General features: G+C 51.4%; 17 protein-coding genes. 9 read left to right on the top strand and 8 right to left on the bottom strand.

Features of this window, described 5'->3' with window-relative positions; all coding sequences use genetic code 11:
* The first annotated feature begins 13 nt into the window (after positions 1-13).
* Positions 14-1,249, top strand: a complete 1,236-nt coding sequence (locus tag KOI40_RS06670) for an MFS transporter (protein ID WP_216096704.1) — start codon at positions 14-16, stop codon at positions 1,247-1,249.
* Positions 1,250-1,328: 79 nt separating this feature from the next.
* On the opposite strand, the gene KOI40_RS06665 is transcribed toward KOI40_RS06670, so the two are convergent.
* Together KOI40_RS06665 and KOI40_RS06660 are read right to left on the bottom strand one after the other, a co-directional pair.
* Entirely contained in the window at positions 1,329-2,231 is a 903-nt protein-coding gene (locus KOI40_RS06665; RefSeq protein ID WP_216096703.1) for a dimethylarginine dimethylaminohydrolase family protein, read from the bottom strand.
* A gap of 51 nt (positions 2,232-2,282) precedes the next feature.
* Positions 2,283-3,524 carry a Zn-dependent hydrolase gene (locus KOI40_RS06660; protein WP_216096702.1) on the bottom strand — a complete coding sequence of 414 codons (1,242 nt, stop codon included), beginning with the start codon at positions 3,522-3,524 and terminating at the stop codon, positions 2,283-2,285.
* Between the two features lie 166 nt (positions 3,525-3,690).
* Here KOI40_RS06660 and KOI40_RS06655 point away from each other — a divergent pair, with 166 nt between their 5' ends.
* Together KOI40_RS06655 and KOI40_RS06650 are read left to right on the top strand one after the other, a co-directional pair.
* Entirely contained in the window at positions 3,691-4,620 is a 930-nt protein-coding gene (locus KOI40_RS06655; protein WP_216096701.1) for a LysR substrate-binding domain-containing protein, read from the top strand.
* 212 nt (positions 4,621-4,832) lie between these two features.
* Complete coding sequence (locus KOI40_RS06650; protein ID WP_216096700.1) at positions 4,833-5,642, top strand: substrate-binding periplasmic protein; 810 nt, start codon at positions 4,833-4,835, stop codon at positions 5,640-5,642.
* Between the two features lie 68 nt (positions 5,643-5,710).
* Here the strand turns inward: KOI40_RS06650 and KOI40_RS06645 are convergent, their stop codons facing one another.
* Positions 5,711-6,934 (bottom strand): hypothetical protein, encoded by a 1,224-nt coding sequence (locus KOI40_RS06645; protein WP_216096699.1) that lies wholly within the window; start codon positions 6,932-6,934, stop codon positions 5,711-5,713.
* A 201-nt stretch (positions 6,935-7,135) separates the two neighbouring features.
* Positions 7,136-9,985, bottom strand: a complete 2,850-nt coding sequence (locus tag KOI40_RS06640; RefSeq protein ID WP_216096698.1) for a valine--tRNA ligase — start codon at positions 9,983-9,985, stop codon at positions 7,136-7,138.
* A 235-nt stretch (positions 9,986-10,220) separates the two neighbouring features.
* On the opposite strand from KOI40_RS06640, the gene KOI40_RS06635 reads away from it, so the two are divergent.
* The 3 genes from KOI40_RS06635 to glk all read left to right on the top strand — a co-directional run bounded on the left by KOI40_RS06635 (position 10,221) and on the right by glk (position 14,009).
* Positions 10,221-11,345: a phosphoribosylaminoimidazolesuccinocarboxamide synthase gene (locus KOI40_RS06635; protein WP_216096697.1), complete on the top strand. Its 1,125-nt coding sequence runs from the start codon at positions 10,221-10,223 to the stop codon at positions 11,343-11,345.
* A 118-nt stretch (positions 11,346-11,463) separates the two neighbouring features.
* Positions 11,464-12,876 (top strand): alanine/glycine:cation symporter family protein, encoded by a 1,413-nt coding sequence (locus KOI40_RS06630; RefSeq protein ID WP_439653230.1) that lies wholly within the window; start codon positions 11,464-11,466, stop codon positions 12,874-12,876.
* 164 nt (positions 12,877-13,040) lie between these two features.
* Positions 13,041-14,009 (top strand): glucokinase, encoded by a 969-nt coding sequence (gene glk / locus KOI40_RS06625; RefSeq protein ID WP_216096695.1) that lies wholly within the window; start codon positions 13,041-13,043, stop codon positions 14,007-14,009.
* 66 nt (positions 14,010-14,075) lie between these two features.
* Here the strand turns inward: glk and KOI40_RS06620 are convergent, their stop codons facing one another.
* Genes KOI40_RS06620 through KOI40_RS06610 form a run of 3 tightly spaced genes read right to left on the bottom strand, consistent with a single transcriptional unit; the run spans position 14,076 to position 18,057 of the window.
* Positions 14,076-15,998 carry a PhoX family protein gene (locus KOI40_RS06620; RefSeq protein ID WP_216096694.1) on the bottom strand — a complete coding sequence of 641 codons (1,923 nt, stop codon included), beginning with the start codon at positions 15,996-15,998 and terminating at the stop codon, positions 14,076-14,078.
* 48 nt (positions 15,999-16,046) lie between these two features.
* Positions 16,047-17,111, bottom strand: a complete 1,065-nt coding sequence (locus tag KOI40_RS06615) for a helix-turn-helix domain-containing protein (RefSeq protein WP_216096693.1) — start codon at positions 17,109-17,111, stop codon at positions 16,047-16,049.
* A 16-nt stretch (positions 17,112-17,127) separates the two neighbouring features.
* Entirely contained in the window at positions 17,128-18,057 is a 930-nt protein-coding gene (locus KOI40_RS06610) for a GGDEF domain-containing protein (protein ID WP_216096692.1), read from the bottom strand.
* Positions 18,058-18,581: 524 nt separating this feature from the next.
* On the opposite strand from KOI40_RS06610, the gene KOI40_RS06605 reads away from it, so the two are divergent.
* Together KOI40_RS06605 and KOI40_RS06600 are read left to right on the top strand one after the other, a co-directional pair.
* The gene (locus KOI40_RS06605; RefSeq protein ID WP_216096691.1) at positions 18,582-21,407 is read left to right on the top strand and encodes a TonB-dependent receptor; all 2,826 of its coding nucleotides are present in this window, start codon (positions 18,582-18,584) and stop codon (positions 21,405-21,407) included.
* Between the two features lie 72 nt (positions 21,408-21,479).
* Entirely contained in the window at positions 21,480-23,582 is a 2,103-nt protein-coding gene (locus KOI40_RS06600; protein ID WP_216096690.1) for a phytase, read from the top strand.
* Positions 23,583-23,624: 42 nt separating this feature from the next.
* Here the strand turns inward: KOI40_RS06600 and KOI40_RS06595 are convergent, their stop codons facing one another.
* Positions 23,625-24,638, bottom strand: a complete 1,014-nt coding sequence (locus KOI40_RS06595; RefSeq protein WP_216096689.1) for an AraC family transcriptional regulator — start codon at positions 24,636-24,638, stop codon at positions 23,625-23,627.
* 223 nt (positions 24,639-24,861) lie between these two features.
* On the opposite strand from KOI40_RS06595, the gene KOI40_RS06590 reads away from it, so the two are divergent.
* The gene (locus tag KOI40_RS06590) at positions 24,862-25,977 is read left to right on the top strand and encodes a ferritin-like domain-containing protein (RefSeq protein WP_216096688.1); all 1,116 of its coding nucleotides are present in this window, start codon (positions 24,862-24,864) and stop codon (positions 25,975-25,977) included.
* The last annotated feature ends 55 nt before the right edge of the window (positions 25,978-26,032 follow it).

Genomic DNA, 26,032 nt, shown 5'->3' with positions numbered 1-26,032 from the left:
TTAGGCTCACAGTATGTCCGACCCCTCGCAGCATTCGACAGGCTCCATCTTTTGTAAACCCAATGTCACTCCTTATTTTGTGGCTGTCGCCATGTCGACTTTAGCGGGCTGGATTGCCCGCTTTTTATTGGGGTGGCAGGCTTGGGATTTAACTCACAGTGCGACTTGGGTTGGTGTCACCAGTGCCTTGTTGCTGGCACCGTCTTTCTTGTTCTCCCCGTTCTTTGGGGTGATGGCAGATCGCGTCAATCCACGCAATGGCATGGTGGTGACGTTACTCGGGCAGACGATAATAGGGGGGCTGGCTGTTGGTGTGTTATTCACAGACAGTTTCTCTCTTGGCTGGCTGCTGGGTTTGTCTGTGTTGTTCGGCTTTGTTTCTTCTGCCTCCTCGCCATTGCGTTTTGCCCTGGTTCCGCAGTTGATAGAGCGGCAGAGCATTCACAAGGTGATTGCGACTACTGCAATCATATTCAATAGTTCCCGTATTCTGGGTCCGGCAATTGCCGGTGCGCTGATCGCACACGCCTCTGTATTGATGGCGTTTCTCCTGACCGCCATTTTATTTTTAGGTGCAGTTTTGGCCATGTCCCGGCTGACACGGCTCAATCCGCTTCAGAGAGCAAGTGCGGGAGGCGTGTTATCCCAGTTATATGCGGGGCTGCGCTTTGTGTTTGCCCATATAGATATCCGTTTGGTGCTGTTGTTGACTCTGGTAAATGCATTGCTCGGCCGCACCGTGTTGGAAATGTTGCCCGCCTTGACCGGTAAATTACTGGGTGGCGAGGCAACAACCCTGGCGATGCTCACCATGTCGGCAGGTGTAGGTTCTATCTTAAGTGGCCTGTTGCTGGCGCGGGTTAACGGGGGTGAACGGGTCATGTTACGTTTGCTGTTTTTTAGTTTGATCACTGCATCCCTGGTGTTGTCGTGTTTTTACTGGGCGAGCAGTGTGTGGTTGGCCGTGTTCATTATTTTCTCTCTCAGTCTGGCGACGACAATGAGTGCGACCTGCAGTCAGGCGATTATTCAGCTGGTGGTCGAAGATGAGTTCAGGGGCAGGGTAATGAGTTTGTGGGCGGTCTTCTCAATGGGAGCACCAGCCTTGGGGAGCTTGTTGATGGGAGCGTTGGCGGAATCAATGGGCTTTGTAACTACCCTGATTGGGTTTGCGGTGTTTGGATTAATGATGACTCTTGGTCTGACACAGCTGAAGCATCAGCTAGGTCCGCGGGAGGAAAGCCAGTAAAGCCTGCGGCGGGCAAACTTTACTGGGATTTTTGTGCGCTACGTTATCGTTGCCTTGTATGCACAGGATCAGAGGCCGCTTAGCCGGGCTGACGTTTCAAAGGCTGACACATACAGTGCACACCGCCGCCGCCGGAAGTAAACATGCTGATGTCCGGGTCGATAACCGTGAGGCCGTGTGCCGCGGACTTTTCTTTCAGTTCCATGTTTTCGTAAGGCATGAGGACGCGGTCGTTGCCCAGAGCGACCACATTGCAACCCAGTTCCAGCATGGCGCGGTAAGAAATATCAATCAACTCTATGCCGCGACCACGTAGCCAGTCGACGAATTCCTGTTCAAGAGCCTGAATGCAGGCTGCTGCCAGTTTTGGTGCCAGCATCGCCAGTTTGACGTCCAGGTGCAGGAAGTAGGGGTCAAACTTGTAGCTTTTAAATTCCCAGCCCTCGGCTTCAACCCAGGCTTTGACCTGCGCTAGACCCTCTTCGCTGGTGCGCTCACCGGTGTAGCCGCAGAGAATCACACCGGGCTCCAGCACCATGAAATCGCCGCCTTCGAGAGTGCCGGCCGTGATGATGTCGTAGATGGGAATGTCCTGGCCCTGGTAAAACTCCAACACGGCTTTCCACTCGCCACGACGCCATGGGCTGTACATCTGGGTTACGATAGGGCCCCAGGGTGTCATGACGGACGAATCGCGAGCGTAGAGTTGATAGGGCAGGTTTGGATCCGCTTCAAGGATATGGGTTTCTACACCCGCCGTGCGATAGGCATCCAGCATTTCCTGATATTGTGTGCGGGCTACGGCCTGATCAAACTTGCGCCCCAGTCGTATGGAACGGCGGGACATGGCGTTGCCTGTTTGCCACTGATATTGATCCATAGGACCGATCAGCACCTTTTCCAGCACGCCGTATTCGGAGTCCATACCCCATTGATCCAGTACCGGGGATCCACCCCCTGCTACGCGATTGGCAAATTTCATTGTCTGTCTCCGTTAATTGATCAGGTGTTGTCCTGAATTGGGTCGCTGAGGTTAAGCAATCACTTCTGCGCGGGCGGCCATAGCGTTGAGCAGAATGTTGGCGCCTGCTGTGGCGTGTTCAGCGAGAATGGCTTCTTTTTCGTTGTGGCTGAGTCCGTCTTTACAGGGAATAAAAATCATCGATGTGGGCGCAACCTTGGCCACATTACAGGCGTCGTGACCGGCACCGGACACCATCCGACGATGGGAGTAGCCCAGTGCGTTAACGGATTCTTGTACGGCATCAATACAGTCGGCATCGAAGGTCACACCGGGTGCTTCCCAAAAACATTCAAACTCCATTTCCAGCCCGAAGTCTTTGGCCGCTTCCTGAATAATGGTTTCATAGCTGTCCAGCATCGCCTGGTAATGGCTGGCTTCCGGGTGGCGAATGTCGACGGTAAATTCCAGTTTGCCGGGCACGGTATTGCTCGAACCGGGAGAAGCATGCACAAAGCCAAAGGTGATACGTGAGTCCGGCCCGTGTTCCTCGGCCATGGCGTATAGCCTGGGCAGGCACTGGCCCAGTGCCATCATTGGGTCTTTGCGCAGGGTCATGGGGGTTGGGCCTGCGTGGGCTTCCTGGCCGTAGAAGATCACCCGGTGACGGCTCATATGCTGAACGCCGGTGACTACTCCAATTTCCAGTGCTTCGGCTTCCAGCACCGGGCCCTGTTCAATATGCAGTTCAAAGGCCGCGTGAATCGCTCCGGCTTTGGCGGGGGCCTCTCCCAGCTGGGCGGTACGAATCAGTTCGTCGTGTACGCTGGCGCCATTGCGGTCTGTGAGAGCGTAGGCATCGTCAAGGGACATGGTGCCAGACCAGACCGCAGAGCCCATCATGGCAGTGTCAAAGCGGCAGCCTTCTTCATTGGTCCAGACCACCACTTCCAGAGGGTGGCGGGTTTGAACGCCCGCTTCGTTAAGGGATTCAATGACCTCAAGCCCCGCCAGCACGCCGTAGATCCCATCGTACTTGCCGCCACTGGGTTGTGTGTCCAGATGGCTACCGGTAATGACCGGTGGCAAGCTTGGGTCTGTGCCTTCACGGCGAGCGAAGACATTGCCGATGGCGTCGGTACGCAGTGTACAGCCAGCGGCCTCGCACCAACCGGCGAACAGGGCGCGACCGGCCTGGTCTTCATCTGTCAGTGCCTGGCGGTTACAGCCGCCGCCAGCCGTGGCGCCAATCTGGCCTATTTCTTCCAGTCGTGACCACAGACGTTCGCCATTGATTCGCAGTGTCTGATTCATGGTGGTAAGCCCTTTTTGGTTGCCGTTTTCTTATTTTAGGAGCGTCAAACTATGTTTTATAGATAGTCGAATCGGGTCGCTCTTTGATGAAAAACGGTCAATGAGTGGTTGTTGCTTGAATTTTATGCGATTATTTTGTTTCCACAATCAATTTATTTGCACGAAAATGGTAACAAAAACGCACCATCAGGCTTTTGATCACCGTCGCTTGCCCCTAAACACGCTGAGAGCCTTTGAGGCGGTGGGCCGGCATGGCTATGTTCGTGTGGCAGCCGAAGAGCTGCATCTGAGTCATGCCGCGCTCAGCCGTCAAATTCGCAATCTCGAAGAGCGTTTGGAGGTTCATCTTTTTGAGCGTGCGGGCAATCGACTGCGGCTGACCGCTGCGGGGCGCCGTTTTCTGGATGTGGTGCAGCAGGCGTTACAAACGCTGCAGCAGGGGCTTGATGATCTTGATTACGAATCATTGGAAGGTGAACTGGTTCTGGGAGCCACTGCGACCATGTCCATCAACTGGTTGCCGGAACTCCTTGGACGCTTTTCGGAACGCTATCCGGAAGTGACCCTGCGACTGAAAACCCTTGAGCCCTATGCTCGGGAAGTGCCCACTGAAATTGATTTGGCACTCTGTTTGGGCGAGCCGGAATCTCAGGGGCGAGCAGTACAATATCTTTATAAAGAACATTATCAGCCGATATGTTCTCCGGTTTTATTGCGCCCGGAGGCTCCCGTCCTGGAGCCCCGGCACTTGTTGAATTACCCGTTGCTGCACGAGCGCTATCAACATTGGGAACACTGGTTCGAGCGGCATGGTTTGCAAGGCGTAAAAAGCGTGCGCAATCTCCATTTTGATTATGGTTTTCAATCCATTGATGCTGCCAGACGCGGTTTGGGGGTGGTGCTGGCAGATCAGATTGAAGTAGCTACTGATTTGCGGCGCGGCTCTTTGGTGCGTCTGCTGGATGAATCAATTCCTCTGGATACCGGTATCTATCTGGTCACCGCCCGAGAACAAAGTGTTCGAGCAAAATTGTTTCGGGAAGAGTTGTACCGATATTTATCAGAGTTGGGTGTTACGGTGGCGACAGGGGGCTGATAACAGAGCTTTACGGTTTAATTTAAAAATTAAGATGCGTGATACTCTGTACTTGGCATTTGATTTGCTGGCATAGCAGATCGACATTCGTGGCGGATACTGGGTTGAAGGCTTTTTGCCGTTTGATGCGGTAATCTCGAATGTCCATGGTTGAATCAGATGGCTGCTGTTAGCTGACCGATCTAGAGTTTTCGATGTGTTTTGGAGTTGCGATGAAAAAAGTTGCCCTGTTCATGGTGCTGGGATTGTGCCTGCCTTTTGCGGCTGCCTTTGCTGGTGTTAATTCTCTATCTGATACTGTGAAAGAAGAGGCACCAGACAACCGAAAACTGATTAAGGTCGGAACTTCGGAAAGACCACCGCTCTTTATCAGTCATAGTACAAAGGATGTGACCAACGGTGTTCTGGAGGCAATGAATGCCGTGCAAAATGACTTTTGGTTCAGTGTGCGTGATATTCCGGTTAAAAGGCGTTCTCACTCGGTCAAGGGCGGCATGGTGGATATTGTCATGTGGGACAACCCTGCCTGGGAGTGGCAGATACCCCTGGATACCAGCTGGCCACTTTTACAGGCGAAAGATGTTTTTATTGCCCTGAAGGACAAGGCTGGAGGGAAGGGTTACTTCGATAGTTATACCGATAAAACCTTCTCTCTTGTGAGTGGTTATACCTATAGGTTTTTGGCACCTGAAAAAAAGTCTCCCATCAACCCTGAAGTCATCTATGTAAAGTCAGAGGAAATCAGTATCAAGATGTTACTGGCAAACCGGGTGGATATTGCAGTGACCAGTGATGTCACTCTGAAATGGTTTCTTGAAATGAATCCGCAGGTCAAATCCCGAATTCTGATATCCGACAGGCCAGAAGTTCAATATGAACGGATGTTCCTGGTTCCCAAAGAGAGCCCGATTACGGCCAGTGAAATTAATCAGATTTTATTGATGGCGGGAAAGCAGGGGTTGCTGGAATCGAATTACAAGCGGTTTGGTCTGGATGCACCGGACTATACCCGTTTTCAATAATGCCAAAGCGTTTTGACAACGCCTTCTGCAATCATGTTTTTTGACTGCAGAAGGTGGCTTTGAGTGTGTCAGAAAACCACGGAGTTGTTGTTTTCTTCGCTGGGTTTGACTGCTGAGTGATCTGGCAAATCCGATGAACAGATGGCCTCGGCTTCCGTTTCAGTTTTATCAAATGCCTGAATTTCCATATTGATGCACACTGTCATGGGTTGACCCTGCCAGTAACTGTTACAGCTGCTTAATACCGTGTCTGCATCCTGCTGGGTATTATTGCCCATACTGGCTTGCCAGCAGGCCGAAATCAGATCCTGTTCCATAACCTTCATGGCCGCTGCCCGTCCCTGTTCTTTGACGTACCAGATATAGCTGGGGTGGTTCGCTCCCAGAATCGGGGCATTGATACCATCCTGAATGGTGATGCTGGCTGTGGTGTTGACGCTGAAATTGTTGAGTTTGTAATAGCTGGAAACCCAGCTTCTGACCGGCCCGCCATAGGCAACGATGGGCAGAGCGCTGGCACTGCCTTCGTCAATATCCAGCAGCAACGGCAGCATGCTCACCACGTAGGGTTCGAAATAACTGTAGGTTTCGCTTAAGGTACTGCCGGCACTGGCGGGTGCGGCAATGGGGGCGACATCGAGAATACTTTCATAGAGAGTCACTTCATTAGCCGCCACGTTATTCAGCATCAACAACTTTTCCCAACGTTGGCTGGTTTTGGAGTTGAGGTAATCCTGATCGGGAAGTGAGTAGTCGGGTGGGAAGTGCAACAGCTGCACGGAACGTTGATTGACGATCGACAGTCCCAACGGTAAGAAAAACCGCCAGTCTTGGTCATCCCATTTTTGTGCTTGCTTCAATTCGGCAACAGCGTTTGCTGCCAGAGTCCCGTTGTTCAAAAACTGCGGGATTTGTGTGCTGTAATCATTGATGGACTCAGAGTTCCCGGTGATTGATACGCTGTAAATGCCCTGATCAACAGTCACATCCGCCACGCCATTGGGGATGCGATCCCGTTGCAGACGCTGGTTCAGGTAGTGCTCGATGGTGTCTTCGAGAGACTCCGGTGTGTTTGAGTTGGGATAGCTGTACAGCGTGGTGAGTGTGCGGGTATCTCCGAGTTGAAAAGAGGTTTCATAACTTAACGTCGCAGCTGGCGTTACGGCGTTAGTAACGACGGGCGTCTCAGTGGGGGCAGGGTTTTCTGTTGAGGTTGGCTGGTCGCCACAGCCAGCAATGAGCAGCAAGGCACTGCTAATGACCATCGCTGGAATAAAGGGTCTCTGTGTCATGTTATATCCCTATACGTTGTTATGGATGTGTATGAAACCTGTAAGTTCATGAAAACGGATATAAGTTAGCACAATTCAGCGTGAACACCATCCAACGCCAGACAGCAATTCCGTTGTAAAGCGCACACAAAAAAGCCCCTGCATTGCAGAGGCTTTTTTAGTGCCGGAAAAAAGAGTGCCGGTTCGGAAAACGAAGAGTCATTAAAGCTCTGCTATTTTCTTCACCTGCTCAGCCAGCTTGGAAAGGGCGCTTTGCATGTCCGCCAGCTTGTCTTTTTCTTTCTGTACTACCTCGGCCGGAGCCTTGTCGACAAACTTGGGGTTGTTCAGTTTGCCTTCAACACGCTGGATATCCTTGGTGATACGATCCACTTCTTTGTTCAGGCGGGCAGTCTCGGCTTGTACATCAATCAGGCCGGCCATCGGAACCAGAATTTCCATATCACCCACCAGACCGGTAGCAGACATGGGGGCTTCTTCACCGGCGTTGAGCCAGGTAATGGATTCGAGGCTTGCCAGACGCATCAGGAATTGACGATTGTCGTTCAGGCAGCGCTGGTCGTTGTCGGATCCATTGGCAAAGTACAGCGGAACGCTTTTCGCCGGGGAAATGTTCATTTCACCACGAATGTTACGCACGCCTTCGATCACACCTTTGAGCCACTCCACATCGGTAATGGCTTGCTGATCTACCAGACTCTCGTCGTATTGTGGCAGAGCGGCGGTCATGATGGTTTCGCCTTCGGCGCCAGCCAGATCTTTCACCCGCTGCCAGATTTCTTCCGTGATGAATGGCATCAACGGATGTGCCAGACGCAGGGTTTCTTCCAGTACGCGTACCATGGTGCGGCGGGTACCTTTCTTCTGTGCTTCGCTGAAATCATCACTGGTGAGAATCGGCTTGGACAGTTCCAGATACCAGGAGCAGTACTCGTTCCAGATAAAGTCGTACAGCGCCTGCGAAGCCAGATCGAAACGGTAGGCTTCCACGCCGTCGGCAAAGGCTTTCTCAACTTGCTGCAGTTTGGCGATGATCCAGCGATCGGCTACAGACAACTCGTAGTTATCGCTGCCGGCCACTCCCGGCATCCTGCCTCCCGTGGCACTTGTACTTCCTTGTACATCGTCCTGTCCGCAATCTTTGGCGGATACACGATCACCGGCTTCATTCTGAACTTCGCAGTTCATCAGCACGTAACGCGAGGCGTTCCAGATCTTGTTGCAGAAATTGCGGAAACCTTCGATACGACCCACATCGAACTTGATGTCGCGACCGGTGGAGGCCAGCGAGTAATAGGTGTAACGCAGGGCGTCAGTACCGTAGGCCGCCAGACCATCGGGGAATTCCTTGCGGGTTTGCTTCTCGATCTTCTCGCGCAGACGCGGCACCATCATGCCTGCGGTACGTTTGGCCACCAACGATTCCAGATCGATACCGTCGATCAGATCGATGGGGTCGAGTACGTTACCCTTGGACTTGGACATCTTCTGCCCTTGTCCGTCGCGCACCAGACCGTGCACGTATACCGTGTGGAAGGGGACTTCTTTCCTGAAATGCAGGGTCAGCATGATCATCCGTGCAACCCAGAAGAAGATGATGTCAAAGCCGGTCACCAGCACGTCGGTGCTGTGGAAGGTCTTGAGGAAATCCGTTTGTTGCGGCCAGCCCAGTGTGCCGAAGGTCCACAGGCCGGATGAGAACCAGGTGTCCAGTACGTCATCGTCCTGCTTCAGGGGTGTTTCTGCAGGGATGTTGTTCTTTTCGCGAACTTCTTCTTCGCTGCGGCCCACGTAGACTTTACCGTCTTCGTCGTACCAGGCGGGAATGCGGTGACCCCACCACAGCTGACGTGAAATACACCAGTCCTGAATGTCGCGCATCCAGGAGAAGTACATGTTTTCATATTGCTTGGGCACAAACTGAATATCACCGTCTTCAACGGCTTTGATGGCCTCGTCTGCCAGCGGCTGGGTTTTCACGTACCACTGGTCGGTCAGGTAGGGCTCAATGACGACACCGGTGCGGTCGCCACGGGGGACTTTCAGTTTGTGATCGTCGATTTTTTCCAGCAGGCCCAGCGCATCCAGATCTTCAACAATCTGTTTGCGGGCGTCGAAACGGTCCATACCCCGGTACTTTTCCGGGGCAGAATTGTTGATTTCGGCATCGTCGTTGAAGATGTTGTGCAGCGGCAGGTTGTGTCGCTGTCCCATCTCGTAATCGTTGAAATCGTGTGCCGGGGTGATTTTCACACAGCCGGTACCAAACTCCATATCCACGTAATCGTCGCCGATGATGGGGATCTCGCGGCCGACCAATGGCAGTGTGATGGTCTTGCCGATCAGGTCTTTATAGCGTTCGTCGTCCGGGTGTACCGCCACAGCAGAGTCGCCCAGCATGGTTTCAGGACGCGTCGTGGCGACCACCAGGTGGCCGGAGCCATCGGTCAACGGGTAGCGGAAGTGCCACAGGAAGCCATCTTCCTCTTCGGCCAGTACTTCCAGATCGGAAACGGCAGTGTGCAGTTTAGGATCCCAGTTCACCAGACGTTTGCCACGGTAGATCAAGTCGTCTTCGTACAGCTTGATAAAGACTTCCTGCACGGCCTTGTAAAAGCCGTCATCCATGGTGAAACGCTCGCGGGACCAGTCGGGGCTGGCACCCAGGCGGCGCAGCTGCTGGGTGATGGTGCCGCCGGACTCTTCTTTCCACTCCCAGACTTTCTCGATGAACTTTTCGCGCCCCAGTTCGTGGCGGTTGGTGCCCTGGGCGTCCAGTTGACGTTCGACGACCATCTGAGTGGCAATGCCGGCGTGGTCGGTACCCACCTGCCACAGGGTGTTGTGGCCTTTCATGCGGTGGTAGCGGATCAGGGCATCCATGATGGATTCCTGAAAACCGTGCCCCATGTGCAGGCTACCGGTGACGTTGGGGGGCGGAATCATGATGCAGTAGGGCTCACCCTTGCCAGACGGCTTGAAATAGCCGTTCTTTTCCCAGGTTTCGTACCAGTTTGTTTCAATAGCCTGTGGCTGGTAGGTTTTATCCATAACGTCAATTGTCTTCGTAAAAAGCCGTAAGTGTGGGCCGATGGCGCCAAAGTGGGCGCGGCGGCACTGAATATGCGAATTGAAAGGGCTGAGATTATACATGGGCAGGCGGGCAGTTGGGAGAGCCAGAGGCTTTCTAATCCCGGTCTTCGCCTTTCTGTTCCCTGAAACCGGGCTTCTGGTAGAATGCTGCCCTTATTCACCACTTATTTCACACTATTTACAGGAAACTCCCATGAGCGCTGCTTCTGCTGGCAAATCCCTCAAAGACTCGGTACTGGCGGTTAATGATGATCTGCCGATTCGCACCGATAAGCCAGTCCACAGCGGCAAGGTGCGCTCGGTCTACTGGCTGACAGAGGCCGACAGCCGCCGCCTGATTGAAGAGAAGGGCTACGACGTGGCTCCAGACGCTCCTCTGGCGATCATGGTGATCAGTGACCGGATTTCGGCCTTCGACTGTATCTGGACGGGTGAAGGCGGTGTCAAAGGGGTTCCGGGCAAGGGCGCGGCGCTCAATGCCATCTCCAATCACTGGTTTAAGCTGTTCAGAGAGAAAGGGTTGGCCGACAGCCACATTCTGGATATTCCCCACCCATTTGTCTGGATTGTGCAAAAAGCCAGACCGGTGATGATCGAGGCCATTTGCCGTCAGTACATCACCGGTTCCATGTGGCGTGCCTACAGCAAGGGCGAGCGGGAATTCTGTGGTATAGAGATTGCCGACGGTCTGCAAAAAGACCAGAAACTGCCCGAGCTGCTGATTACCCCGTCTACCAAGGGCATTCTGAAAGGTATCCCCGGTGTGCCGGAAGTGGATGACGTCAATATCACCCGCAAGGACATTGAAAACAATTTTGCAGCTTTTAACTTCCGCAGTGCCGATGATATCGACACCTATGAAAAACTGCTGAAAGAAGGTTTTGGTGTGATCAGCGACGAGCTGGCAGCACTGGATCAGATCTTCGTCGATACCAAGTTCGAGTTTGGTTTCGTCACCGATAAAGCCGGGAATGAAAAGCTGATCTATATGGATGAAGTGGGTACGCCGGATTCCTCCCGTATCTGGGATGGCGAGAGCTACCGCAATGGCAAGATTGTCGAAAACTCCAAAGAGGGTTTCCGCCAGTTTCTGCTGAACCATTTCGAAGACCCGGACATCCTGCTCAATAAAGACCGCATGGACGAGCGTTCTGCTCTGGCTCGCGACAATGAACTGCCGATGGACGCACTGATGGATATCTCCCGTACCTACACCGGCATTGCGGAAAAGGTTACCGGACAGAAAATCGAACTGTCTGACAATCCCAAAGCGGAGATCGTTGCGGTATTGCGTGAGCAGTACGGTTTAATCGACTGATCAGCGGAGATGAAAGAGTCGCCAACGACTCTTTCATCTCTCGGTATTCTCCCTCTGGGTCAGAGAGGCTATTTTGCTATTGGCATTTTGCTGGTGCTACAGTAGCTGAATGACTACGTTGACTACTGCTGAATCTCTACCGCAACAAGCTGAAGCCTTACTTCAAATTATCGTCGGATGGGTCTGGGGCCCTCCTCTGGTCGTACTGCTGGTGGGTGGCGGCCTGTTTTTCCTGTTTTATTCCCGCTTTATTCCCTACCGACACCTGCCGGAAAGTATCCGGTTGCTGACGCGCAAGGCGGACAGCAAGGATCCCGGTCAACTCTCTCATTTTCAGGCGTTATCCACCGCGTTGTCCGGCACTCTGGGGATGGGGAACGTGGCCGGTGTTGCGCTGGCCATTGCCATGGGTGGTCCCGGTGCGATTTTCTGGATGTGGGTCAGTGCGCTACTGGGCATCGCCACCAAGTTTTACACTTGTACGCTCGCGGTCATGTATCGGGGTAAGGACAGCGAAGGTGAGTGGCAGGGCGGCCCGATGTACATGGTGAGCGAGGGCTTGGGGCCCCGCTGGCGACATCTGGCGTATTTCTTCGCGGTGGCGGGGTTATTTGGCACCATGCCCATTTTTCAGATCAATCAGCTCACGCAAATTATCCGGCAGACGTTTGCCATTCCTATGGGGTGGGCTTCCTCTGAGTCTCATTTTACCTTTGATCTGACTCTCGGACTGATTTTTGCTGTGGTGATTGTCATCGTTGCGCTGGGGCGTTTGCCGCGACTAGGTCGAGTGACCGGTTGGTTGGTGCCAGGTATGGTAGTGGGCTATCTGCTGCTGACGGGTATTGTGCTGATCGCCAATATGGAAGCCATACCGGCAGCGTTTGCCTTGATCTTTGAGGATGCTTTCACCGGTAATGCATTGGCTGGCGGTGCTCTGGGAGCGGTGATCATTACCGGTATCCGTCGCGCAGCGTTTTCCAATGAAGCCGGTATTGGTACCGAGGCCATGGCCCATGGTGCAGCCAAAACACGAGAGCCTGTGAGAGAGGGTCTGGTGGCCATGCTGGGGCCGATCATAGATACTTTGATGGTATGTACCTGTACGGCGCTGGTGATTCTCATCAGTGGCGTCTGGCAGACCGGTGAGCGCAACGGAATAGGTTTAACCTCCGCGGCCTTCGATGCCTTGTTCCCCTTCGGTGGCAGTCTGTTACTGACAGTGCTGGTCACCTTGCTGAGTCTGAGTACGGTCATGACCTTCTGGTATTATGGCAGCAAATGTCTTGGGTTTATCATCGGGGCAAAACATCAGCATCACTACATCTGGTTTTATGCCGTGTTGGTGGTATTGGGGGCGGTGTCTTCTCTGGGGCTGGTTGTCAGTCTGATTGATATCATGTATGCCCTGATGGCTATCCCGACCATGACTGCGAGTCTTTTGTTGGCGCCTAAAGTCAATCAGGCGGCCGCGAAGTATTTCTCGTCAGAATCTTCGCCACAGGCTGAAGCTTCACGGGTTGAGGGGTGATGATGTCAGAGTTAGTGAATCATCGCGTCTGGGGTTTTGGCCTTGTCTGCTCAGTGCAAACAGAGGCCAAAACCGTTAACATGCATTACTGACAGAGGCGGAGCCCATGAAGTTCTGCCCAAAGAGACAAGACACAATATCAACAGTTTTAGAGTGGAATTACTATGTACCCTTGTCTTGTGGCAGACATTGGCGGCACCAATGCGCGCTTTAGTCTGGTAACTGGCTGTGACAATGGCCAATATCAACTGAGCCAGAATCACGATCTCCGTACCGGCGAATTTCCTACCTTTGAATCTTGTCTGCAAACCTACCTCGATATGATCGACGGCCCCAGACCTGTATCGGCCTGCATCGCTTTGGCCGGTCCCGTGGTAGGTGATGAAATCCTTATGACCAATGTGAGTTGGCGATTCAGTCAGTCATCGGTCAGACAGCAATTTGGCTTCGAGGTTTTTTGTGTCCTTAATGATTTTGCAGCGTTGGCGAACTCTGTGCCTCATCTGCAGGAAGCTGATCTGACGACCATTGTTCAGGGGGTATCAAATCCCGCCGCTGCCAAGGCCATTGTTGGTCCCGGGACGGGACTGGGAGTTGCAGCTTTGGTGCGCGGTAAAGATGAGTGGGTTGTGGTGCCTGGAGAAGGGGGGCATGTGGCTTATGCAGCACAAAACCCAAGGGAAATGGCCGTGGCTGCCTTGATGCAGGCGCGAGGTTATCTCTGTGCTGAAGCGTTGATCTCAGGGCGGGGAATGGTAAATCTTTTCAACAGCCTTGCAGAAATTGACGGCCACCCGCATCGGGTTGATGAGGCCAGTGAAATCGTTACTCTGGCCTGGGAGCAGCAAGACTCTCTGGCGCTGGAAACCTGGGAAATGTTTTGTCAGGGGGTGGGCACTGTCGCCAGTGATGCAGCGCTTATGTATAACGCCAAGGGTGGCGTCTATCTGGGGGGAGGTATTTTGCCCCGTAATATAGAGGCTTTTCGCCAGAGTGGATTTGAAGCGCGCTTCAAAGAAAAAGGCATCCAGCGTGGGTTTATGGAAAATATCCCTGTGTATTTGATTTTACACAAGCACCCGGCACTGATTGGTGCTGCAGCCTGGCTGGATGATCTGACCAGGAACCGCTAGACGGTTTCTCCATGCTTTGAACAAAAAAGGCCGGTGTGACTGCACCGGCCTTTTTCATTTTCAGGTTTAACTGCCGACCAAACCACCGTCCTTACGACGAATCGCCACGACGCTGGGGCGCGGCGGAAGGTTGTTGTCAAAGTTTGGCCAGCGGTGTGCCGGATGATCGAAGGTCGAACCGTCGACGTCAGCAGGGTGTTGCACGGCTAAAAAGAGGGTAGTGCTGTCGGGGGTGAATTCCGGACCGCACATCTCCGCCCCAAGCGGGCAGCCGAAAAAATGTTTGGGGATCGCACGATAGGGGCCGGATGTTGCCATGGCCCACAAACCATCGTGGAAACCAAAGTCTTCGCAACCATCGGTAGAAACCCACATGTTACCCAGCTTGTCGAAGGTCAGGTTGTCGGGTGTTGCAAACCATCCGGCGTCTGTAACACTTTCACCCTTGGGGCCTTTACCGTAAAAACCTTGCGTGTTTTTGTCACTGCTGTTCGGATCCCCTCCCAGCAAGAAAGTGTTCCATTGAAAGCGGTTGCTGGTGTGGTCGCGTTCGCCGTCTGTGCCAGGGTGCACAAGCTCTAGAATGTGGCCGGCGCTGTTTTTCGGACGCATATTAGCGGTTCCGGGTTGCTGCCGTTTTTTGTTTTTCGTCAGCATGACGTAGGTGCAATCGTTGACCGGGTTGGTTTCAATGTCTTCCGGCCGATCCATGGGGGTGGCGCCAATCATCTGTGCTGCACGTCGACACTCGATCAAAACGTCGGCCTGTGAGTGAAAGCCAAATTCTTCGGTCAGGAAAGGCTCTCCATGGCGCATCGGCAGCCACTCACCAGATCCGTCGTCGTGTAATTTGGCCGCGTACAGCGTGCCGTGCTCGAGCAAGTTTCGATGATTGGTTTCCTGCTCAGGTTGATAAATGCCGTCAGAGACAAACTTGTAGAAAAACTGAAACTCGTCATCGTCTCCTGTATAAGCGACGACAGGCTTGCCAGGCTTGGCGACAATCGTGGTGCCTTCATGTTCAAAACGACCCAGACTGGTGAGTTTTCGTGGTGTCGATTCGGGATCGTACGGATCGTATTCCACCATCCAGCCAAACCGGTTGGCTTCGTTGGGCTCCTTTTCAATATGGAAGCGATCTTCGTACAGGCCCCATTGTCTATTTTCATCGTCGCCAATGGACAGACGCTGGTAGTTGTCACGTTCCTGATCCGACAGGGTGTTCAGATCACCCATAAACAAGCTGCCAATACCTTCCTCAGCAATCAGTACGGTACCCCAAGGGGTTTTTCCGCCAGCACAGTTGCCAGCAGTGCCATTGACTCGCGTACCTGTGGGGTCTGTGCTGGTTACCAGCCGTGGATGTCCGGCAGCGGGACCGGTGATTTCCATGGGAGTGGTAACCGTAATGCGACGGTTGTAATGGCTTTCGACATTCGTCTGCCAGTTGTCATTGATTAATTCAACTTCCACGACAGAATGGCCACAGGCCTGAAGTTCAATTGCGACGTGCTCCTTGCGGGTATTTAGCTCACCATCACTTTCGTCTTTGTAACCGCTGAACATCAAGTGAGGTTGCGTGTATTCGTGGTTGATGCACAACAATCCTTTTTGACTGTTTCCTGATTGATAGTGTTCGGTCGCCGAGGCGTTGTGAGTATCACTTAAGGGCATAAAGCCAATGAAGTCATTGTTGTAGCCAAAACGCTGTGACTGGTGTTCTGCAGTCAACTTTTCAGGAGCAAAAGGCTCAGATGAATGCAGGGCATCCCCCCAGCTTAGGAGAATGCTTGATTGGTAGTCATCCGGAATATGGTGGTACTGATCAAGGCTGTGAGGAATCTCTGAAAAGCTGAGATTGTTACTGTCCTGGCAGCCGCTGAGAGATCCGGCCAGTGCAGAAGCTGAAGCCAATCCGGCACCACTGCGAGAGAGATTTTTGATAAAACTGCGACGGCTGAGTGTATTTTGGTGTTTGTTGATCATCATAAATGTGAGGTCTTAAAAGTTGGGATAAGTCCGTGTGTGTATGGATATTTAAAAATGAAGGTTCTGAGGATCTGCCAGTTGATGCCTGAGGGTGCTGGGCAGTGACCCTGTCCAGCGTTTGAAAGAGCGCCTGAAATTGGCGCTGTCATTAATCCTCAGAATTCTGGCTACTTCCTCATTGTTGAGATCTTGAATAACCAGTAAGGACAGGGCCAGAAGTTTCCGTGCTCTGTCCAGTTCGGATTGAAAATTGGTCTGATGTGCCTTCAGGCGTCGCTTGAAGGTGGCAGAGCTTATGCCAAAATGTTCCGCGCAGATTTGCAAGGTGATGTCCTGACGGGGAATCTTTCGCAGTAACAGTTTTTGTAGGCATTCAAGAAATCCCTGCTTGCCGTTTATGAGCTGAATGCTTTCCTGACATTCTATAAGCGCTTGTTGCTTGATCGTTTCACTGTGATTGGATAACGGTTTTTGACCGATATGATCAGGCACGATAATGGCGGTGATTGGCGCGTTATAACAAATACGACTGCCCAGATACGTCTGCAGCGGAGCGGTATCTTCAGGTTGACTTTGTTCCAGGTAGAAGGTCAGCTGATTCTTGTCGATATCACTGGCTTTTAACAGGGTTAGAACCGATGAAATAAAACTTTGACTGATAAACTTCTGCTGTTGTGGACAGCCAATCGCGTCGTTGATAATCAGATAGTGATTCTTGGTATCCGATGCCAGATGCAGAAAGCACAGGGGGTAGTACAGCCGGCAGTGGTTTCTCAGAATCTCTAAAAGATCGCGTATACAGGAGGCATTAACGATGGCCTGCAAGAGGGTGCTGTGATTAATGTAGGGCAGCTGACGCCCAAAGCGCAGTGCAAACTCCTGAGAGTGGTTGTGCTTGCTGATATTGTTAATCAAACACTTTAATTGTTCGCAACTGATGTGATAGTCGCGGCGTGATATGTCTTGCATGAAAATCCCAGTACCTTTGAGCAAGCTATTGATATCCATGCGATGATTTCTGGCCAATTCCAGCATGGCTGCAGGAATTTGGCTGATCGGCAAAATCTTGTCATCGATGGAGTAATAGCTCGGCATATTGATGCGGGATTTCATGGCTAAAATGTCTTTATCAAGCTGCTTGTATTGAACGAAAATGATTCTTTTGTTTTGCGGTTTCCAAATCTCTGTTTAATCTGTCAATCAGTTCATCGGCTGTTGATCCTGCACTGTGGTCCACCAGACTAACTGTGCATTCGTTGAATACCGATCTTGAGGCGTTATCCGGTTTAAAAGCCATGTTTTCCAATGCGTTCAAAATTTCATCGGCATAGGTTTGGGCGTCGATAAGGTGTGTTTGAGGAAACAGCACGATGAAGCGGTCTCCGGCAAATCGGCAAGCCAGATCCACACTGCGTATATTCATGGTCAGTATGTTGGCAACTTGCGCCAATAAGCGATCACCGTCCTGATCGCCATAGCGTCGGTTGAAATCATTGAAGTTGACAATATCCAGCATCATTAATGACAGCGGTTGCTGAAGATTCTTGTAGTGAATCAGCTCTCGTTCAATTTGCTTCTTCATATAAAGAGCTGTATACAAGTCGGTTACATAGTCCAGTGCGCTGTGTTCCCGGTAGAAGCGCTCTTTGCATTGCAGTCTCTGGTTGATGGCGATTTGCTCCTGATTCCAAAAGTAAAATCCAAAGGCCAGAAAAATCACAGAAACCGGTGCTGTGACGGACTCGATCAGGTCGTCAAAAATGTAGCCCGCAGGCACAGCGATAATCTCATCCAAAAGATCCTGAAAGCTGGCCGCTGTAAAACCGATCATGCCGATGATTAACAGGTCGGTCACCCGACCTCTGGGGCGACTGTTTATGACAAAGGTCAGAAAAATCAACATCAAGCCCATGATGGAACCTTCGCCAAAAATATCAATCCAGGTGATGTCCCCCCAGGATTTGATATCGCCCATGCCCAGATTCGTGATCAGAACAGAAAAACAGACGACTAAAAGCAAGACGATTTTCGATGTGTGTAGCGATGCGTGACTTCTCATAACGGATGGAAAACCTGAATCGAAATGGATGAGATCATGAGTGACAGAATGAGTCAGTTCTGTGACAAAAAGATGACAGAAATATGCTCGGAATTGATTGCATTTCCCTCGGCGGGTCAAATCAGATCAGCCAACACGCCTGCATAACACCGGTATCAGGAAAAAAGATTACACATTCTTAAAAATAGCTTCTGATCAGGGATTTATAAGGCTTTCCACGCGTCCCACAATTTCTAAAATCCACAAACACAGGGTCAAAACGGATCAATCCATCTGTTATCCGTCTGCTTAAAGTGGCCAATGCCCCATCAAATCGAAGGCTGTCAGATTGGTGTCACCAAAGTGTCACAGTCGACTCGTAGGTTTGCCCTGTCTCTGGGGCGATCAGAAGCGTTGTTGAATACGTTGAGCTACAGAGCATCAGATATCCGCATGGGATACACAAATTAAGAACACGTGGCCAGAGCCGCTTGTTCAGAATGCTAAATAATCAGACCTGTTTCAGACCTGACTTTGGGGAAACTATGAAAACTTCAGTGAAGGCCTTAATGGCAACCAGCGCATTTATGTGTGCATTTAACGCGATGGCCGATGGTCGTCTTGAGGGACGTGTCAGCGACTCGGCTGGCAGTGTGTATTTTGATGGTGCCATTATTCGACTCAAGGAATTGAAACTGGAATCCAGCACAAAAGATGGAGGCCGCTTCAGTTTTAATTCTGTTCCAGCAGGCACTTATACGTTGACCGTGGATTATCTGGGGGCGGAGTCCGTACAGCGTCTGGTCAATGTGGCCGATGAACAAACTACCAAAGAAGTGGTGAAGATTGGTAGTGACGTCGCCAGTATGGAAAACCTGATTGTGGTGGGGCAGGCGGCTGGGGCTTCCAGCGCACTGAACAAACAGCGTGCTGCGGATAACTTTGTGTCGGTTGTTTCTTCTGACTCGATTGGTCAATTTCCTGATGAGAACGTGAGCGAAGCTTTACAGCGTGTTCCGGGTGTTTTTATTGAACGCGATCAGGGTGAGGGGCGCTTTGTAGGTATTCGCGGTGCCAATCCGGATCTAAACTCTGCGTCAATTAACGGTATGAATATTCCCTCACCAGAGAGGGATCGTCGCTCGGTGGCACTGGATGTGATCCCTTCGGGGCTGTTGGAAGGTCTGGAAGTCAGAAAAACGAATACACCGGATATGGATGGCAGTGGTATTGGCGGTAATATCGAAGTGAAAAGTCTGACGGCTTTTGACCGCGATGGTATGAGCTACAACCTGTCCGCAGAGGGCAACTACAATGACCTCGAATCCGAAGTCAGTCCGAAGATTGCCGGGACGTTTACCAACGTCTTTGACGTGGGCCAGGGCCAATTGGGGGTCGCTGCTGCACTGAGCTGGCAGGATCGTGATTTTGGTTCTGAGACCATGGAGGGTGACGGTGAATGGGAATCGGACCTTGAAGGGTCCGGCTATCGTGGTCCCGTTAAGATGGAGCAGCGCGACTACACCATCAATCGTACCCGTCTGGGGGCTGCGCTGAATCTGGACTGGCGCCCATCCGATACTTCGGAGTACTATCTGCACAGTCTCTACAGCCACTTTGAAGATCAGGAATACCGTCAGCGCGCAGAATACAAATACGACGATGGCGATCTGGCAGAAATTGATGGTGATTCGGCGCTGTGGACTGACGCCGAAATGGAACGCAACCTGAAAGACCGTTTCGAAGAACAGAAAATCACCTCAGTGGTTCTCGGCGGTATGAACATGTCCGGTGACTGGACCTATGAGTACTCCGTGGGTTATTCCAAGTCTGAGGAAAACGAACCGGATTATCATGGTTCCAATTTCAAGGCCAAAGACATCGATATGGGATACACCTCTTTAGGTGAGTCTCCGGATGTGTTCGCTGCCGATGAGGCGTTTGTCGCATCCAACTTTGAACTGGATGAAATCGAAATCACCAACAACTACACACAGGATGAAATGTTCACCTACAAGTTCGACATTACTCGTGAGATGTCGTTTGCAGGTCATCCGGGGTACATCAAGTTTGGTGGCAAGATTTCAAACCGTGAAAAAACCGATGATGTTGATACTCAGTTGTACGACGACTTTAGTGGGCTGGGTGATCCGACCATGGATCAATTCAGTCGCTCCACGGTGGATTATGGTTTAGGGCGACTGGGGCCAGCCATTGACAAAGGACTGATTGATAACCTTATTAATGGCAGTATTGTCGGCAGCGGTACCGCTTATCAGGACGATGGTGTACTGGGTGAAGCCTATAACGAAAGTATGGTGGCTTCGGCTCGTGATTACGTTATCGAAGAAGACGTTCAGGCTGCTTATATTATGAGCCGCGTCGACATCAACGATCTGCGTCTGGTCTATGGTCTGCGATACGAAGGCACCAAAGTGGATTCCAAAGGCTACGATGCGCGCCTGATCGAAGACGCCAATGGTGACTTCAGCCACAGCATCGAACAAGTGAAGTTCGATAAAGAGTACCACCATGTACTGCCGAGCATTAACGCTCGTTATCGTTTGACCGATGAATTGCTGCTGCGTGCCGCTTATTCCGAAACCATCGCCCGTCCTTCATTCGGTGACATTACGCCGTCTCCTGAAGAGATCTCGATTGAAGAGAACGAGCTGAAGGTAGAAGCGGGTAATCCGGACCTCGATCCCTACGAATCCAGCAACTTTGATTTGATTGTCGAGTACTATCCCGGTGATATTGGTGTAATCAGTGCCTCCCTGTTTTACAAGCAAATCGACAACTTCATTTTCGCCGCCGATGTCAGCGATATGGTTGACAGTTCAGTTTATGCCCCTGGCGTGACCATCGACGAGAGTGAAATTTACATGCCCATGAATGGTAACAGTGCGGATTTGTACGGTCTGGAACTGGCCTACACCAAGAGCTTTGAATCCGGCTTCCTGATTCAGGCTAATGCCACCTTTACCAGCAGTGAAGCCGATCTGGATCTGGAGCCAGGTGCATCACGCAGTTCAAACACCGAACTGCCAGAACAGGCTGATACTGTGGGTAACCTGGTGCTGGGTTATGAAACAGGCCCATTCAGTCTGCGTCTGTCCACAAACTACAAAAGCAAGACTCTGATGGAGCTGGATCTTGGCGATAAAGAAAACGACACCTATGCTGATGACCATATGCAAGTTGATTTCTCTGCCAAATACGACATTAACGACTCCATGCAGATGTACTTTAATGCGATCAACCTGACGGATGAGCCGATGTACCTGTACCAGGGCAGCAGAAAGTACAATTCCCAATATGAAGAATATGGTCCATCTTTTGTACTGGGCTTCACCTATCGTAACTTTTAATCCTTGCTCGTAGCGATTGGGGCTCGGCAGGTGATGCCGGGCCCATTTTTTTAAACCGATTAAGCGTAGTGAATGATGAAGATTGTAAACATAGGGCCGTTGTTAACGGCTGGCCTGCTGGGTCTGACCGGCGCAGGACTCTCAGGATGCCACTCCTCCGATGACGGCAAGGATGTTGTAGGTCAACCAGCAACAGAAGCTGCAAGCCAGATGGCTCAGCAGTCGGTGATGTTCGATAAACTCAGCGACAAATTGAAAAAGCTCGATGGCTATCAACTGCGTGTGGTTGATACCGATCAGGGCGCACGGGTTTTGCTTTCCAGTGAAACCTATGGCGTGGTGATAACTGACGCCACAGGAAAAGTGTTGGGGCGTTCTTCAGGTGATGACAAATCCGTCGATGCTCGTCTGGTTGCTAACGCACAGGATGGTTCCGATGCCGGCTTGTGGGTGAGTCATATTGATGAATCTGAAAATGTCCTGAAACTGGGATATTTCGATCTCGACAACAACCGCTATCAAACTTTGACCTGGGATCAGCAGTGGTCACAAACCATGGTCGTTGCTTGTCTATCCGCTTCAACCGAGATGACTCACCCGGAGCATACAGAGTTAACTGCCTGGCTGATCTCGGAAGAGGGGATGGCCTATCAGGAACAGTTGCTGATCACTCAAAACGGGGTGACGTCGACCAGAGTCCGGGATGTGGCGCTGGGTGAAGGCGTTGTTGCCTGCAGTGTGGACGATTGGGATCAGAAACTCTATTGGTCTCAGGAAAATATTGGTCTTCTGGCTCTGAACAGCGACGAAGAAAAAGATGAAGAGCGCCTGTTACTGGCGGCGTTAGCGCCTGCTGGAGATTTGCAACAGGCACCTACCAGCCTTCAGGTATTGCCAGCTTCAGGTCTGATTCTGGCGACCATTCCGGATCAGGAACAAGCGGTCATTTATTCGCCCGAAGGGGGAGTGGTGACGTCAGTAAACTTTGCCGTATCCGGTGGCGACAGTGAAAACCCTGACCCGATCACCAGTGTGGCTTTACAGAAACACAGTGATTCACAGTGGCACTGGTGGGCGATGACGGATGAAGGAAAATACTTGCTGACAGCGAGCAGTGAAAGTCTGGTGACCTTGCCTGAGCGCACGTCACAAGACGACAGCACTTACACGGTTTTGCCGACGGCCCAGACGGATGTGGTCAACAGTTTTGGCGATGCCGCTGACGATCCGGAGGTGTGGGTCAATGCTGGTGATGCAGGTCGCAGCCTGATTATTGCCACGGATAAGAAGCAGGGCTTGTGGTCCTACAAACTGGATGGCGAGAAGCAACAATTCCTGCCTCGCGGGAATGTAAACAATGTGGATGTTCGTTATAACTTCACATTAATTCAGGATGGAAAATCCCGTGTTGTGGATCTTGCTATGGCCACCAATCGCACCACTGAGAATCTGGACGTATTCGCGATAGATCAGCAGACCGGAAAACTGGATTTTATTGCTGGCGATATCATTGATGGCAGTCTTGGGCACCCTTATGGTGGGTGTTTGTACTCGTCCAAAAACACTGGCGAGATACATGCGTTCGTCAATAACAAGGATGGTCTATACCAACAATGGCGTCTGGTTGCGAAAGACGACACAGTCCACGGGGAAAAAGTCCGTGAGTTTAAGCTGAACGGACAACCGGAAGGCTGTGTGGCTGATGACGAGACTGGCCGCCTGTATGTGGGTGAAGAGGATCACGGGATATGGTCCATTGAGCTTGAAGCGGGTGAAAGCTCCGAGTTGAAGCTCCTTGACGAGACGGCCAATGGACATCTGGTTGCCGATGTGGAAGGCATTAGCCTGTACACAGGTAAAAACGGTCAGGGTTATCTGGTTGTTTCGAGCCAGGGTGATAACGCTTATGTTCTCTACGATCGGGTCACCAATGAATATCTGGGACGCTTTCGCGTGAAAGCGAATGCCGCGCTCAGCATTGATGGCAGTTCAGAAACGGATGGCCTTGCGGTAACCAGTGCAAATCTGGGCGGGGCATTCGATCAGGGATTGCTGGTGGTACAGGATGGTCGCAATCGCATGCCGTCAGCCCGCCAAAACTTCAAACTGGTACCCTGGCGTGCCGTGGAAGAAGGGCTGCACAAGCATCAATCGGAAGCCCTCGCCGATCACTGACTTTGGCTTCAATGTCGAGCGAGAACTGAAAGCAGCATATAGTCAGTACTGCGTGTGCTGCTTTTTAAAAGCCGATGGCGATGTGCCGTTACTCCAGCGTATAAAAGCTCGGCGGAAGTTGGATACATCATGAAAACCCAACAAATCTGCCGTGTGATTGACCGAAAGTGCAGGGTTGCGCAGATAAGTTTCAGCCAGCTCTAATCTCACTTCATCCAGAATTTTCTGGAATGAAACATCTTCATCGCTCAGGCGACGGCGAAAAGTTCGCGGGCTCATGTGGAAGTGCTGTGCGGCCTGCTCCAGGCTGGGAAACTGCTGCTGTGCAGCCACCAGATACTCCCGTACTTTTACCCGCAAGCCGTCACTGCTTTTCATTCGGGCAAGCAGCTCTTCACACTGCTGCTCGTACAATTTGAGCATCACCGGATCGGCGTACTCCGGTTTTTCTTGCATCAAACTGGCGGGTAAAATCACTCTGCTGGTTTTTTGGTTGAACCGAACCGGACAATCCAATATGGCCTCATAATCACTTTGGTATTCCGGCGGCGCATAACTCAGCTCGATTTCTGCGCTGATTTTATCGGTATGCAAAAGATGTTTGATGGAGCTCAGCATGCCCGCAAAGAAAAGTTCTGTGTCCCGCTGACGATCGATCAGCAGTTCCCGGGTTGGCTGGAACTCGATATAGACCCGATCCCCTTCGTGTTTCGCGTGAAGGGAGGCGTTCTTCAACAGCAGGCGATAATACTTGGTGAGAATTTCAATGACTTGATGAATATTGCGACAACTCATCACGGCATAACCAAACACACCATGGGAAGTCAGAGTCAGGCGTTGGCCAAAACGCAAAGCCAGTGACTGGGTGCCTGTGGCAGCAATGCCGGTGTTGATCAGTTGTCGAAACTGTTCCTCGGCGCATCGGGCTCCGGGTGTTTGTAATTCCTGCTCGGTCAGGTTTGCGGCGTGAAGAAGTTCCTGGCGAGATGCGCCTAGTTCACAGGCGACATCCACGAGTATCGCTGCATAGCTTATGGGTAGATCCCGTTCTTTCATATTTGCTCCTGCTTGAGGTGCATTCGTTATTATTCAGGCTCTGAATGTATCTATCTTATTTAGCGTATTATTTGATTTTATAGGACAAATTGCGTTGAATGAGATCGGGCTCCAGTGACGGTGGCCTGAAATGACTTTCAACATGGCTCAAGATAACCTTGTGGAACTGTCGGTTGCAAGCAAAACTTGAGTCATTCGCATAATAAATCCAGGGAGAGACTGAATGAGTGCCACCTTTGTAGAGCATACGCCAAACCAGATCCGTTTTTTTGAAGAAGCGAAAAAAATTGACGTGGATCACACTGATGTAGACCTCGATGAAGCAGCTGTAAATGAGGTCGCGGAAATTTTCAAGACGCCGCTGACTGGCAGTTTTAACTGGGACTACCACATCAACGAAGATCGCATCAAAAAGCTTTACGATCTTGGCAAAGAACTTAATTGGAATGCCGACCTGGATCTCGACTGGGACAAACCCATTGGCAGTGCGCCCTATGAAGTCAGGGTGTTTATGAGTGGCTTTTCTGAATACAAACCTTTCCTGGATATGAGTCAGGAAAAACGGGAAGAATTCCTGCTTCACTCGGAAGCCTGGACAGACTCCCAGTTTTTACATGGCGAACAGGGGGCTTTGCTGGTAGCTTCACAGCTGGTGTCCTGTGCTCCGACCTACAACGCCAAACTGTATGCCGCCTCCCAGACATTTGACGAGGCTCGTCACGTTGAAACCTTCAATCGTTTCCTGCAGAAAAAAGCCGGCATTATGTACCCCATTGATGGCGCCTTAAAAAACATCATCGATAAAATTCTCAGTGATGAACGTTGGGATCTGAAATTTATTGGCATGCAAGTCATCATTGAAGGTCTGGCGTTAGCGGCGTTTAACACCACCAAAGAATATGTCGATCCAAACGGCTTCAAGAAAGACATGCTGGAATTGATCATCCGCGATGAAGCGCGTCATGTGGCCTTTGGTATTCACTATCTGGCCGAGTATGTCAAAACACTGACCGACGAGGAGCGGGAAGAGAGGGCCGAGTTTGCTTATCAGGCTTGCCTTGTGAGTCGCGAGAGGCTGGTGCCTACGTCTGTATTCCGTCACTTTGGTTGGGACGAAGAAGAGGCACGGGTGGTCTTTTTGGCCGGTGGCGGCATGGAGCATTTCCGCAAGTTACTGTTTCAGCGTGTCATCCCGAACCTGCGTCGCATTGGTTTGTTAACCGACAAGATTCGTCCCAAATTTGAAGAGCTGGGCATCCTGGAATTTGAAAATCTGCCGGATGATGCGGATATTGACTGGGCTGAACTGAGCAAGCCCCTTTATACCGAAACGGCTTAAATGGCTTAATTTCTCAAGAGTCCATGCCCGAATCTTTCTACGCAGGGACTGTAAA

This window comes from Pseudomaricurvus albidus (assembly GCF_018863235.1).
Lineage (GTDB): Bacteria > Pseudomonadota > Gammaproteobacteria > Pseudomonadales > Cellvibrionaceae > Pseudomaricurvus > Pseudomaricurvus albidus.
The sequence above is the reverse complement of the archived record's forward strand: the minus strand, read 5'-3'. Positions and strand labels throughout refer to the sequence as shown.

Coding starts and splice junctions, on each gene's coding strand:
- KOI40_RS06660 (WP_216096702.1), bottom strand. CDS start 3,524: ATGAATCAGACACTGCGAATCAATGGCGAACGTCTGTGGTCACGACTG.
- KOI40_RS06670 (WP_216096704.1), top strand. CDS start 14: ATGTCCGACCCCTCGCAGCATTCGACAGGCTCCATCTTTTGTAAACCC.
- KOI40_RS06655 (WP_216096701.1), top strand. CDS start 3,691: ATGGTAACAAAAACGCACCATCAGGCTTTTGATCACCGTCGCTTGCCC.
- KOI40_RS06650 (WP_216096700.1), top strand. CDS start 4,833: ATGAAAAAAGTTGCCCTGTTCATGGTGCTGGGATTGTGCCTGCCTTTT.
- KOI40_RS06600 (WP_216096690.1), top strand. CDS start 21,480: ATGATGAAGATTGTAAACATAGGGCCGTTGTTAACGGCTGGCCTGCTG.
- KOI40_RS06665 (WP_216096703.1), bottom strand. CDS start 2,231: ATGAAATTTGCCAATCGCGTAGCAGGGGGTGGATCCCCGGTACTGGAT.
- glk (WP_216096695.1), top strand. CDS start 13,041: ATGTACCCTTGTCTTGTGGCAGACATTGGCGGCACCAATGCGCGCTTT.
- KOI40_RS06645 (WP_216096699.1), bottom strand. CDS start 6,934: ATGACACAGAGACCCTTTATTCCAGCGATGGTCATTAGCAGTGCCTTG.
- KOI40_RS06590 (WP_216096688.1), top strand. CDS start 24,862: ATGAGTGCCACCTTTGTAGAGCATACGCCAAACCAGATCCGTTTTTTT.
- KOI40_RS06640 (WP_216096698.1), bottom strand. CDS start 9,985: ATGGATAAAACCTACCAGCCACAGGCTATTGAAACAAACTGGTACGAA.
- KOI40_RS06615 (WP_216096693.1), bottom strand. CDS start 17,111: ATGAAATCCCGCATCAATATGCCGAGCTATTACTCCATCGATGACAAG.
- KOI40_RS06620 (WP_216096694.1), bottom strand. CDS start 15,998: ATGATGATCAACAAACACCAAAATACACTCAGCCGTCGCAGTTTTATC.
- KOI40_RS06605 (WP_216096691.1), top strand. CDS start 18,582: ATGAAAACTTCAGTGAAGGCCTTAATGGCAACCAGCGCATTTATGTGT.
- KOI40_RS06610 (WP_216096692.1), bottom strand. CDS start 18,057: ATGAGAAGTCACGCATCGCTACACACATCGAAAATCGTCTTGCTTTTA.
- KOI40_RS06595 (WP_216096689.1), bottom strand. CDS start 24,638: ATGAAAGAACGGGATCTACCCATAAGCTATGCAGCGATACTCGTGGAT.
- KOI40_RS06635 (WP_216096697.1), top strand. CDS start 10,221: ATGAGCGCTGCTTCTGCTGGCAAATCCCTCAAAGACTCGGTACTGGCG.